The organism is Herbivorax alkaliphila (assembly GCF_030848475.1).
Lineage (GTDB): Bacteria > Bacillota > Clostridia > Acetivibrionales > Acetivibrionaceae > Herbivorax.
Genome location: NZ_JAVDDS010000003.1, coordinates 106,203 through 119,007 on the forward strand (window position 1 = coordinate 106,203; position 12,805 = coordinate 119,007).

The 12,805-nt window shown below is 31.9% G+C and carries 12 protein-coding genes; 4 read left to right on the forward strand and 8 right to left on the reverse strand.

The window, feature by feature from the left end; genetic code table 11:
• Nucleotides 1–819 (reverse strand): sporulation peptidase YabG, encoded by an 819-nt coding sequence (locus RBH29_RS01875; protein ID WP_306694736.1) that lies wholly within the window; start codon nucleotides 817–819, stop codon nucleotides 1–3.
• 171 nt (nucleotides 820–990) lie between these two features.
• On the opposite strand from RBH29_RS01875, the gene RBH29_RS01880 reads away from it, so the two are divergent.
• The 3 genes from RBH29_RS01880 to RBH29_RS01890 all read left to right on the forward strand — a co-directional run bounded on the left by RBH29_RS01880 (nucleotide 991) and on the right by RBH29_RS01890 (nucleotide 2,520).
• Entirely contained in the window at nucleotides 991–1,227 is a 237-nt protein-coding gene (locus RBH29_RS01880) for a YkoF family thiamine/hydroxymethylpyrimidine-binding protein (protein WP_306694738.1), read from the forward strand.
• 135 nt (nucleotides 1,228–1,362) lie between these two features.
• Nucleotides 1,363–1,899, forward strand: a complete 537-nt coding sequence (locus tag RBH29_RS01885) for a hypothetical protein (RefSeq protein ID WP_306694739.1) — start codon at nucleotides 1,363–1,365, stop codon at nucleotides 1,897–1,899.
• 3 nt (nucleotides 1,900–1,902) lie between these two features.
• On the forward strand, nucleotides 1,903–2,520 hold the full coding sequence (locus tag RBH29_RS01890) for a cyclase family protein (RefSeq protein WP_306694741.1): 618 nt from the start codon (nucleotides 1,903–1,905) through the stop codon (nucleotides 2,518–2,520).
• Nucleotides 2,521–2,630: 110 nt separating this feature from the next.
• Here the strand turns inward: RBH29_RS01890 and ablB are convergent, their stop codons facing one another.
• The 4 genes from ablB to RBH29_RS01910 all read right to left on the reverse strand — a co-directional run bounded on the left by ablB (nucleotide 2,631) and on the right by RBH29_RS01910 (nucleotide 7,593).
• Nucleotides 2,631–3,479 carry a putative beta-lysine N-acetyltransferase gene (gene ablB, locus RBH29_RS01895; protein ID WP_306694742.1) on the reverse strand — a complete coding sequence of 283 codons (849 nt, stop codon included), beginning with the start codon at nucleotides 3,477–3,479 and terminating at the stop codon, nucleotides 2,631–2,633.
• Between the two features lie 163 nt (nucleotides 3,480–3,642).
• The gene (locus RBH29_RS01900) at nucleotides 3,643–5,631 is read right to left on the reverse strand and encodes a hypothetical protein (protein WP_306694743.1); all 1,989 of its coding nucleotides are present in this window, start codon (nucleotides 5,629–5,631) and stop codon (nucleotides 3,643–3,645) included.
• Nucleotides 5,632–5,669: 38 nt separating this feature from the next.
• The gene (locus tag RBH29_RS01905) at nucleotides 5,670–6,917 is read right to left on the reverse strand and encodes an ATP-grasp domain-containing protein (RefSeq protein WP_306694744.1); all 1,248 of its coding nucleotides are present in this window, start codon (nucleotides 6,915–6,917) and stop codon (nucleotides 5,670–5,672) included.
• Between the two features lie 187 nt (nucleotides 6,918–7,104).
• Complete coding sequence (locus RBH29_RS01910) at nucleotides 7,105–7,593, reverse strand: hypothetical protein (protein WP_306694745.1); 489 nt, start codon at nucleotides 7,591–7,593, stop codon at nucleotides 7,105–7,107.
• Nucleotides 7,594–8,115: 522 nt separating this feature from the next.
• Here RBH29_RS01910 and RBH29_RS01915 point away from each other — a divergent pair.
• A complete protein-coding gene (locus RBH29_RS01915; RefSeq protein ID WP_306694746.1) occupies nucleotides 8,116–8,493 on the forward strand; it encodes a desulfoferrodoxin in 378 nt (125 codons plus the stop codon).
• 104 nt (nucleotides 8,494–8,597) lie between these two features.
• Here RBH29_RS01915 and RBH29_RS01920 read toward each other — a convergent pair whose 3' ends face one another.
• From RBH29_RS01920 to RBH29_RS01930, 3 genes are all read right to left on the reverse strand, one after another.
• On the reverse strand, nucleotides 8,598–9,740 hold the full coding sequence (locus RBH29_RS01920; RefSeq protein ID WP_306694748.1) for a leucine-rich repeat domain-containing protein: 1,143 nt from the start codon (nucleotides 9,738–9,740) through the stop codon (nucleotides 8,598–8,600).
• A gap of 284 nt (nucleotides 9,741–10,024) precedes the next feature.
• Nucleotides 10,025–12,013 carry a transketolase gene (tkt, locus tag RBH29_RS01925; protein WP_306694750.1) on the reverse strand — a complete coding sequence of 663 codons (1,989 nt, stop codon included), beginning with the start codon at nucleotides 12,011–12,013 and terminating at the stop codon, nucleotides 10,025–10,027.
• A gap of 90 nt (nucleotides 12,014–12,103) precedes the next feature.
• Complete coding sequence (locus RBH29_RS01930; protein ID WP_306694752.1) at nucleotides 12,104–12,718, reverse strand: cyclase family protein; 615 nt, start codon at nucleotides 12,716–12,718, stop codon at nucleotides 12,104–12,106.
• Between the last annotated feature and the right edge of the window lie 87 nt (nucleotides 12,719–12,805).

Genomic DNA, 12,805 nt, shown 5'->3' on the forward strand with positions numbered 1-12,805 from the left:
CTAAACCAAAACTAGGCGTCCCCTTGTATTCACTCCTCCTATTCCCTTGCTACCTGAAATAGTTGTTTTTGATACCTCTTCAGGTACTACATAGTATCTTCTGTCTGTAAGGGCAACTCGCTCTGATACTATTGCTGGATCCAATGCATTAATATTTATTCTTCCAGGTGAGCTTGCAAAGTTAGCTCCCGCATCCATTATAGCTTCAAAATAAGATTGACAGGCTCCGGCAAATATACACAGTTTATCAGAATCTTTTTGATATCGTCTTGCTTCCTTTACACTTCGAACATAGTACTTTGAATTCCTATAATTTTCTATTTTACTTAAATTGCTTTTTCCTTTTTTAATACCATCATGTCCTGTTACCACAAGTATATCTGGCTTTGTTTGAAATAACGCCTGCCTTATTACACCTGGTTGATTTCTCTCAGCTACAACATACCCTTTGCTCTTTATACCAGCTTCTCTATATAATTTTGTACACATGTTTAAAAATCTACTGCTTGAGTCAATTTGTAAAATTGTTCCCGGTTTTTTTCTCAACCGATATACCCCAAACAGCCTGTTTAAATAAATTGCCCTAAAGATATTATTTCTTGCTCTCATAATTTCCATTTTTAAATTTAACTGAACATTTCGAACATCTTCTTTTAACAAGTCTTCTTCATATGCATCCGCTTCTATCCTGTAAAACAACCCTTTTAAAATATACTCAGGTTTACGTAACTCACTTTCTTTGAATCCAGCTATTGTAAAATATATGTCTTTGCCATGGGATTTTCTTACCACTATATCGCATATATTAAAAGCAGCCATAATTCTCTCTCCAAAAATTAATTTACATATTGCATAATATGCAAAACAGCACGTAAAGGGGAAGATATTATGACTACTTTTTATGATTTTTATATTGACAAGCCGTATATAAACTGATTAACAGCATCATACTATTTATAGATTTAATTAATTTTTAGGAGTGAAGAAACATTGATTAGTGCAGAAGTTGCCGTTTATCCTTTAAAAACTAAAAATGCCTCAAACATAATTAACAAATCAATTAATATGTTAAACGGAAGTAACGTAGAATACAGTGTTAATTCCATAAATACTGTAATTACAGGTTTAAAGGAAGATGTCTTTCAAAACCTTCAAAAGATGTTTAATGAAGCAGAAGAAAAAGGCGGGGAAATAAACATGGTAGTCACAATATCTAATTCAAACTAAGACAACAAGACAGGGGGACGGTTCTCTTGTCTCATTAAAAATGAGACAAGAGAACCGTCCCCCTGTCTTGTTTGCAATTATTGTTATATTAATATATACTTATTATTAATTATAGTAAAAAGGTGGGTGTTTAAAGTGAAAGGTTTATGTAAGATTTTATTAAGGGTAATAGCTGTTTATTTTTTGTTTTCAAACTTTGATTATTTTGTCGGTCTCTACTCTGCATTAAGATTTTCTTCAGATGAAATCACAACAGTTATCACGTCGTTGTTATTTTTATTTGTAATTATTCTTTCATCAGTTCTTTTATGGATATTTTCTGATAAGATTTCTAATTTAATAACTAAAGATGAAAGTCTTCCTGATTTAAATTATTCGTACAAATCTTTACACGTGATTGCTATTTCAACTGTTGGAATTGTTATTATTGTTTTGGCAATTCCACATTTAATTACATCAACAAGTAACTGGATGGTAAACAGAGAGCTTTACAGCCAAGTAAGCTCTATTGAAAGATTCAATACTTATAAAGGAACTATTATATCCAGTATTGCTCAGATTGTTGTAGGACTTATTCTCGTAATAAGCTCTAATGGAATAGTAAATGCAATAAGATCTCTCGGCAATGCCGGAATATATGATGAAAATAAAGAAAAGAAGGATATTGAGTAATTCATGAAAAGTATTGTGGATTTAAGTCACACAATTGAAAAGTCCATGCCTGTTTATCCAGGAGATAAAAACGTGGATATTTACTTTGATAAATGTTTAAAAGCTAATGGCTATAATGTATCTGTAGTATCAATGGGTATGCATTCAGGCACACACATTGATACTCCTCTTCATTTACTTGACAGTGATGATTTAATCAATAGTTATAATTTAGATAGATTCTATGGAAAAGGTGTATTGCTTGATGTAAGAGGGCAAAAAATAATAAAAATGAACCACTCTTATTCAGAATCCATTGAAGAAAACTCCATTGTTTTACTGTATACAGGCTTTGACAAAAATTACGGAAAAGAAATTTATTATACAAAACACCCTGTAGTTGATTTTAAATTAGCTGAATTTTTTATCCAAAAAAAAATTAAAATGCTGGGAATTGACATGCCTTCTCCTGATAAATATCCCTTTGAAATTCACAAAATGCTTTTTAAAAATAATATTTTGCTTCTTGAAAATATGACTAATTTAAATTCCCTTCTCCATATTAAAAATTTTGAAATCACAGCTTTGCCATTAAAAATCAAAGCTGAAGCATCCCCTGTAAGAGCAGTAGCAACATATTGAGTGAACTCGTTTAGCTAAAGCTAAACATCGAGGCTTCAGGTGGAGACTCAACTACACCTGAAGATTTATAAGAGAAAGACAAGAGAACCGTCCCCCTGTCTTTTTTGTCTTTAAATGTTTTTGTACCATATATTCATAGTTTCCAATCTTCCACTGATATTACTGTTTTGTATCAAACGACCTCCATATTTAAAGCCAAACCTTTTATTAATTAAATTCATTCCAACAGACACAGCCCTAGAATAAGAAAATACCGTTTTAATATTTTTTTTCTTCATAAAATCTATAAGATAAAAAAACTGACTTGTCAAAAGCCCTTTACCCCTGTATAGAGGCAAAGTTGAACAATCTGTCAATTCTGCTGCTTCAAATTCAGGTAAAACATCTGCAGAACAAGCACTTATTATTTCACCATCTTTTTCTATTACAGTAAAATACACATGATTGTTCATAGCTTCAATAATATAATCCGGGTCATTCATAGGCGTTGGATAAGTCTTAAATACTTCAGTATATAACTTTGCCATTTGAAAAACATCAGTTTCTGCTGCCCTCCTCATAGTGTAGCCTTGAGGCATAGATACATCCTGTATTGTTTTATTGTCACCGGCAACAATTTTTAATACATTTTGTTCTTCTAAAAGTGAAACATGAGTTTTTCTTTTAGGGTTACAAAACAGTGAATATATATATGCAGTATCCCCATTAAAAAAACCTTTTATAAAGCCTTCTTTATGAAACTCATTTTGATCTATCAGTTTTCTTTCGTTTTTTTTAACATACAATATAATTTTATCGCATTTTTTTTCTTTCGCCAATTCTTTTAATTCACTTACAAACCTAGCATTGTTATAATTAGATGGTAGTTGGTATACTTTCATCCTTTTGCTAATAGGTTCTATTTTGACTGTTTTTTGCCAATAGTCCATCTTAAAAGATTCTTCTTTTAGATCAAACATAAAAATACAGCATCCTCCTTGTGTACATATTTGCCTTTACTAAACTTTAAATTATTAGAAAGTTAATTTTTAGATACTAAATATATATATTAGGGCACTTAAAAAAATATTACACAAAAGCACTGTAAATTTTTATATAACCAGCTTTAATAATTAGTACGGTTTATGTCCATGTATATTTTTTACCCCAGCTCTCTTTTGCCAAAGACTCTGTTTTTTCAACAATTTCATCGTCCACTAATGAAACATCACCCTTTTCATATGGATTGTAATGAAAAGCATACAGCCTTGAAACAAATTGATGAAAAGGTAAAGAAGACTCTCCTGGCTCTTCTCCATTTCCAATAACTTCTGGGGTAATGTTTTGCCCCCAATCCTGGGAACTGTCATTGTTAGGGTTATAAATATAAATTCTGTATTCGCCCTTTTCATCTTGTGCAATTCGTTGAATGGATACTGCGTGAAATCCTAATAAATCTCCGAAAGAATTTGTTACAAAAATACCTACAGGATTTGGATAAATCAATTTGTGCTCATAATTATACTCTGGGTGATGAGTTGCATAAAACAACTTAACAAATCCGGCATAATCTGCTATTACCCCTGTAAAGGCATCTATAACACTCATAAATCCTTTAGAAACCCAATTGCCATAAAAGGCTGGATTAACCCACTTATGAGCATCATCTCCTCTGAATTTTGATAATTTAACCAATTCATAATACAAACGGTCAAGATGGGGAACAAGTGCAAGAGAAACAGGATCTAATTCTTCATGTAAATCCTTTACAAGCCCTTTACCTAAATGTTTAGAATGTATCTGCGTACCTTCAAACACAATATCAACATCCCCATCCCTAGCTGCTCTGGCAATCAGCTCTAACAAAAAACCCGGGGAATGAGTTGACCAGAGGCTTATTCCTCGTGCTGTCTGACATGTTGGATTAAGTCCCTGCCCAACACCTAAAGGTTGACCCAACACACTTATAGTACCTGCGACTAAAATATCATTTGCCGTTACACCAGCACTTTTTTCAATAGAACTCAAAAGAACCTTCCGTGTCTCAGGCTGTATATCCAGTTCAACTAACCTGTGTAATCCAGGAATTACAGGCATTGAAGATAAAACCCCCCTTTCCAGCATAAGAGTCAAACCATAAACAGCTTGTCTTGTAGGTGGATGAATAGCTGCATTAATCAAATTGTGAACTGTTTCATAATACTGCTCTAGTTCAGCTTTTCCTTTGTTATTAAGCCCTAACACTGCAACCATAAGTTCATGATTTTTAGTGTCGTATCTGTTTAAATATTTTACCAGCACAGCATGTTGTGGACATACAAGCCCTGTATCTCTCATATATTTTGCAAAAATTTCTGCCTCTTTTTTTAATTCTTCATGTTCTAAACCTTTTATTGATTTGCCATACTCTGACGGCTTTAAATTTTCTTTACTCTTAGGTGTAGGACCTGAAATAGCATTATAATAAAATTCAATTTGCTCTCGCTCCTCTGGATTTATATCTGTATTTAATAACTCTTTAGCTACCCTGATAAAACCTACAACTCTATTAACCATAATTGTCCTTTGAGCAATCAACCTGTCAATTTCTTTAATTAATACTCCTGAAATTCCTTTGAGTGAAAGTTTTTCGACTAAAAAATCAAATAACTTTTTTGCTCTCTCTTTTTGTTTTTCTTTTCCATCTATACGAGAAGCCTCCGTCTGTTCTGGAAATAAGATGTCAAGATTTAATGCTATAACTTCATTTAAATAGCCCTTTGCCTGATCTTTAGTTACATCAGATTTTTCAAGCTTCCCCTCTGCTATAGCAAGCATACGCAATTCACTTAAAATCTCAACAGTTGATGTTGCATCCTCCATCATTAAAGAGCCTTTTACCAGTTTAGGCTGTAGTTTAGCCGCATGTTCCCATGGTCCATCTTGAAAAACACCAACTTCTTCAAATCTATCAGCGTATTCATATAATTTTTTTATTCCCTCTTCTTCATTTATTAAATTTTTTGCTTCTTGCAATACTTCTGACTGATACATGCTCTTAGCATAAGAAAAAGCAGATTCTAGCAAATTGAGCGCCTCTTCAAATTTTGTTTTTTTTTCAGTTTTAGTGGTTTCATCAACAACTAAAGGCATAAAATTTTCTCCTCTCTTTTATAAAAATTTTCCCTTTCTTATACATAAAAATTGTGATCTACATATCGCATAAGAGGTTGTTTTATTTCTTCACTTGCCTGTCCATGAAAAAATATTGTTCCATAATGTCCACCAAACCCTTCACATTCGTGGACTGGAACTTTTCCTATAGATGGTTTTAATAAATCCTGTTTTTCAAAACAAGGGTGATCCTCCAGTTCTTTAGGGATGTTTATGTCTTTGATATATTTCACACGGGGATATACCAAAAAGCTCCCTGCATGCCCATTATGATTTTTTTCATCTGGAAATATCTTTCGTATTTCTTCTTCCGATTCATTAGGATTATTGCACATAATAAATGCCTCAAAGGGATTAAAATTGTATGTCCTTTGTATCAAATCAAAAATATGACCTCCTGGTACACGGTAAGCAACTTCTCCAAAAGAAATCTTACCATCTTTATTTATAAAAAACTCAGGGTGAACAAATCCATAATCAACTTCAAATTCATCTATAAGCTGCTGAACAACTTTCCGAATATCCTCCCTGTAATTTTCAAGCCATGGAGACGGAGGAACAATCATAGAATATCCAAGTCTTACATACTCTGTGATGTTCATAAAAATTATTTTTCTATTAAATACAAAAACTTCACATGAAAATTCTGAACCATCTAAATGGCTCTCTATCAAACATGGAAAATTATCTTTCCCCATTTCCACATCAACATCTTCAACTCTGTTAAATAATTTATGACCAGAAGCACCTGCTCTATTAAAAGGTTTAACATGAACAGGGTAATACTCAGTGGTATGGGTTTTTAAGTAAACATCTTTTATCTTTTGTATAAAATCCTTAACATGATCTTTTGTTGTCGCCTCTTCAAAAATCCCTACTCTCAAGCCACCTAATAACGCTCTTCTTTTCATTCTTGCCTTATCTCTAAAAAGAAGAGAATGATAAAAGTAATAAGGATTGTCATTTATACGTGCTCTTAAAGCTCCTGTCCATTCAACAGTTTCTTCAAATACCGGAACGACAGCTTGTACATTTCTGTCTTTAAGTTTTTTATACAATTGCTCAGATCGAGTATACACTTCATTATATGAGGGATTTTTCCCATAGTCCCAAGCAAGAAATGGAATATTATGTTTTTTTGCATAGCTTTCATAATCAGAAAAACTTACAACTATAAAAGGCTTTCCTAATTTATCTGCTGCTTCTATTGTTTGTAAGCTCCATCCTAAAAGCACAATGGGACTTTCTGTAGTTTTTGCACTCAATTCAAATTCCTCCAAACTATTAATTAATATAAGTAACACATTGATAGCTTCTCCAATCAATAAATATTTATAACAATAGATTGTTTAGTTCTTGTATTTTAATTTCAAAATTAAAAAAAGTGTTGCTCCCACTTTATACGTGGTTATGCAACACTTTTTGTTAAATTCTTTTGTTTTAAGATAATTTTCAATGCTTTCCAGGCAAAAATGATATGTCTACCCAATATTTATCATAACCAGATGACTCCAAAATTACTTTTACTTCTTTTATTCCTTTAGATGCAATATAAGAAGATGGATCATAAAAAATATCCTCACTATAAAAGGTATGTACTTTTCCATCAGCTGGGCTTCTCCATCTAGCAGTAATTCTATAATTTTTTAAATGAATACGGTTTTCTTGATCCCATCGACTTATATCGACTATCTGAGCAGTAACTTCTCTTTGATAAAAAAAATTTTTTTCATTAAGTCCAGCATCACTTTTCTTTAACCTTTTCATAAAAAAGGCTATCCCTAAAAACACTCCTCCAGTCACAATATAACTAAACGGAAAATAAGCAGATTTAAAATCACCAGTAGCTTTTATGCTAAGAAAATATAACAATAAACCACCTATAAAATAGTATATTCCAATTATGGTTAAAATTACTTTAACAACTTTTATTCCTTTCATTCTGTATACTTTCCTCTCTCACAAAATTTTTAAATTTCTTTGATATATATAGTTATAGATTAAATTAAGTAAAAATATTAGAATTATCAGAACTTTATATACTCACATCTATTTTGCACATTTATCCAAAAAACTTATCTTATTCATGTATAAACTATTTGAACTCTTCTTTCTAAGATACGAACTAATTTAAATTTTATTATACAATTTTTGAAAGTAAATGTCAATCTTGAATCTAGAGCAAGGGTGCATAAATTAAAGGTTAAGAACAATCTTCCAGAAACTAAAGTTCCGCAATGTTTCCTTCATATTTTCATATTATTCTAAGATTCCACCTGAAGCATCGATGTTTAGCTTTAGCTAAACGAGTTCATACATATTTATCGATTAAATTAAATGTAAGCATTAGTACTTTTATCTAAAGATAAAAATTTATCCTTTAAAAGAATGTTTACTCACTTATTTTCCGGGTATATATCAGTATGTAAATAAAGTACTCAATCTTTGAAAGGAGCTGTCAAAATGAAATCTGAAGTAGCATTTTTTAGATGTGAGATTTGTGGGAATATTGTAGAACTTATAAAAAACGGTGGAGGAGAACTTGTCTGTTGTAATCAGCCAATGATAAAACTTGAAGCAAATACTACCGACGCTGCAACTGAAAAGCATGTTCCTGTTGCCGAAAAAAAAGATGGAAAAGTTCATGTTCAAATCGGTTCAGTAGCCCATCCAATGACTGAAAAACACTATATTGAATGGATTGCTGTTGCATCAGATAATGGAATTAAAAGAATATCTCTTTTTCCTGAAGATGATCCAAAAGCAGTTTTCTGTGCAAAAGAAAATGTAGATGTTTATGCATACTGCAACCTTCATGGTTTATGGAAATCCAGTGTGTAGAAATTTTGTCTAAAAGACTGAATTAGGTGCTGGTAGGAAGTTAACTTTCTATCAGCACCTTTATTTTATTCTCTAAAACATGTATTTTCATTTTAATATATGTTTTAACCTAATTCAGTGATTATGCCCAAAATATATCTTTTCAACAAAGCTGCATCTGTTGAATCTATTGAACCATCGTTATTTAAGTCTGCAACCATTAAAGGGTCTTCATCAACTGATAATTCAGTAATTTCACTCAAAATATATTTAGTTAGCAAAGTATAATCTATAGAATCAATTATACCATCACCATTTAAATTTCCTTTTAATATCGCAGTTTCTTTTTCAACAACCCAAACCTCATATTCTGTTTGATCTACTATAAAGTCTAGTTCTGATTTATGAACTGCATTTGGTGTATCTGAATTATTAACAGGATTGCCCTCTAAATCCAAATGTCTTAGGTTTATCAGCCCACTTAACGCAGATATATCACTAATGTTATTTTGCATAAAATTTATCCGTTCTAAATTAGTTAATTGGCTAAGAGCAGCTATATCGGTTATTTCATTATTTCTTATTGCCAACCACTCCAAGTTTTCTTTTAATTCACTAAGAAAAGTTAAATCATTGATTTCATTATAGCATAAATCTAAGGATCTCAAATTTGTTAAGCTGCTTAAGTCTTTTATATCTCTGATTTGATTTGAAGATAAAAATAAAGATATTAAATTTGTTAAGTTATCAAATGATGGTACTTCACTGATTTTATTGTGATTTAAATGCAACCATGTTAAATTGGTCAAATGATTAAGAGCTGTTATATCACTTATTTCATTGTCTGACATACACAAAATATTCAATTCAGTTAAGTTGCTAATGGCTTTTATTTCACTTATTTCATTTCCACATAAATATAAAGTCCTTAAATTTGTTAAGCTTTCAATATTTGTTATGTCACTTATTCTATTATCACTTAAATTTAAACGGATTAAGTTTTTAAAGTTTTCAAGTCCTGTTATGTCACTTATTTCATTACTATCTAAATCTAAATCTATAATTTCTTCTACATCACTAAATAAAATACTTCCTTCTGGTTTATTAATCTCTTCCCGAATAGCCCTTTCTAAATTTTCGCACCTAAATTCTATTCCATCATCTTCATTATCAGCAAACACTTCTCCCGATGTAATAAGCATTGTACATAAAAAAAATAATACCCCTGCAATTAAAATCTTTTTCTTTAAGTAAACTCTCTTAAACATATTATACTTCTCCTTTAAGTTAAATTATTTAAAATTTGCAAATATATGTATTTCCTAAAGAGAGATTCTTCACATAAATACCTATTAAAACTCTCTTAAGCATCTTATAAAATTTGCATTTTATACATTTTATCATGTTTTTTATAAAAAAACAGTGACTTAAGTCACTGTTCTCATAAGATTATTTTAAAAACTCTATCTCATTCTAACACTCCACCTAAAGCTCCAATGTTTAGTTTTAGCTGTACGACGAGTTCAGTAAGTACAGTAACTTTTTGAAATTGCTAACTTTTTAATAATTCACTTGCAACTTTCAATATATTTTCTAGGCTAAATCCATATTCTTTAAATATCCTATCTGCTGGGGCAGAAGCACCAAAAGTATCAATAGCAATTACAGTTCCATCTAAACCGATGTACTTTTCCCACCCAAAACTGGAGCCTGATTCTACTGCTAATCTTTTTTTAACACTCTTTGGTAATATTTTGTTTTTATATTCTTTATCCTGCATATCAAAAAGCTCAAAGGACGGAACACTTACAACCCTTGCTAAAACACCATCCTGCCTAAGCTTTTCTCCTGCTTCATAAACCAGTCCTATCTCTGAACCGGAAGCTAAAAGTATGATGTCTGGAGTTTCATCTACGCTTCCTAAAATTATGTATGCTCCTCTTTGAGCTTCTAATGAAGATGTTTCTATCTGCTTTAATTTCTGTCTTGAAAGCATAATAGCATATGGCTTTTCTTTGTCTGATAAAGCCTTGGTTAACCCTGCAAAAGTTTCTTTTTTATCAGCAGGTCTGAAAGTTATAAGTCCTGGCATACTTCTTAAAGCTGCAAGATGTTCAACAGGTTGATGTGTTGGACCATCCTCCCCCACACCAATACTGTCATGGGTAAAAAGATACATTACAGGCAGCTTTGAAATTGCAGAAAGTCGGATTGAAGGCTTCATATAATCACTAAAAACAAAAAAGGTTGAAACAAAAGGTCTTAAGCCCCCATGATAAGAAATCCCATTTGCAACCGCTCCCATAGCATGTTCCCTTACTCCAAAATGGATATTTCTCCCTGGTCTTCCTGTGTTAAAATCCTCTTTCCCTTTAAGATAGGTTTTTGTAGAAGGGTTTAAATCTGCAGAGCCTCCTACTAAATTTTCAAAAATGTCAGACAGCTTATTTAAAATTTGTCCCGCATCCGCCCTTGTTGCAGATGAATTTGTATCTTCTGTAATCAAATCATTAACATCTTTATCTGAAAAAGAAAAATCATTCTTTAGCCATTTGTTAAGCTTCTTAGCTTTTTGTGGATATTTTTCACTGTAACCATTCCATAACTCTAACCACTTTTTATACTCTTCTTCTTTTTTTCTCTTTATACTCTCCAATTGCTCTGACACTTCAGCAGGAACAAAAAACTCTTCTTTATATTCCCATCCAAGATTTTTCTTTGTTTCTAATATATTATCAGCTCCTAAAGGTGCTCCATGAGCCTCTTCACTTCCTTCTTTATCTGGACAGCCATAACCAATTTTAGTATTAACTATAATCATTGAAGGTTTTTGTGTTTCATTTTTTGCATTTATTATTGCTTTATCAATTGCATCTACATCATTTCCGTCTTTAACCTCTATCACTTGCCATTTCATTGATTTAAACCGTGCACCGACATCCTCAGTAAATGCTAAATCTGTAGAACCTTCTATTGTTATATTATTTGAATCATATAGAGCAATAAGCTTTCCAAGTCCAAGCTTCCCTGCAAGAGACGCCGCTTCATAGGATATTCCTTCCATCATACACCCATCACCATTTAAAACATAGGTGTAATGGTCAATAATATTAAACCCTTCTTCATTAAATTCTTTTGCCAAAAAAGCTTCTGCAATAGCCATTCCTACTCCATTTGCAAAGCCTTGGCCTAAAGGTCCAGTTGTTGCTTCAACTCCTTCAGTTATTCCAAATTCAGGATGTCCCGGTGTCTTACTTTCCCACTGCCTGAAACTTTTTAAATCTTCTAAAGAAAGAGGATATCCAAAAAGATATAACAAGGAATATAATAACATAGATCCATGACCGGCAGATAAAATAAATCTATCCCTGTCAAACCATTTTATATCATCCTTGTTATGCTTTAAATGCTTAGACCAAATAGTATATCCTATTGGTGCAGCACCAAGAGGCAGTCCTGGATGACCGGATTTTGCCTTCTCTACTCCTTCAATACTAAGAATTCTCATAGTATTAACTATTTTCTCTTCAATACTTTTCATTTAAAACACTCCTTCTTTTTTTCACTTCTTTATCTTATTCTAAGTCTCCACCTTAGGCCTCAATGTTTAGCTTTAGCTAAACAAGTTCACTCACTTTGTCAGTATTACTCTTGCAGGAGCACCATCGCCGCCTACAATATTAAGAGGAAGAGCGTACATCATATACTCTCCTTCTTTTATTTCTTTAAGCCTTAAACCTTCTATAATAATTGCACCATTATTAATAATTGTATTATGAGTGGGATGCCCTATCTGACCTCTTTCAATACCTAATGCATCAATTCCCACTCCTTTTATATTTAAATCTGCCAAATACTTAGCACCACTTTTTTCAAGAAAAACAAATTCTGCATTAAATTCATCTCTGTATGAATTATCTGTTTTCAAAATCACAAAACTCTCTTTTTCAATTTCCTTTACCTTTAGTTCATCTTCTGTAACCATTTTTATTCCAGTTAAATCTAGTACCTTACATTTTGTTATAAGCTTTTTAATATCTATCTTTTCTATAGAATCACCATCTTTAAAAACATGCAAAGGTGCATCAATATGAGTACCAGTATGAAGATTCATATTGATTTCCGATTCATTAATTCCATCTTCTTCAAAGCTTTTCACCCTTTTTAAAAAGGGTCTTTTGGACTCTATATTTTTATAAACTGGCATATTTTTATGAATTGCCATAGAAACATCATATATTTCCATGCTATCACCTCCTATAACTTGTTAATTTCTAGTTTTTCACTATATATGTCTTTGTCTAATTCAAGTAGTCCATCTTACATATGGTAT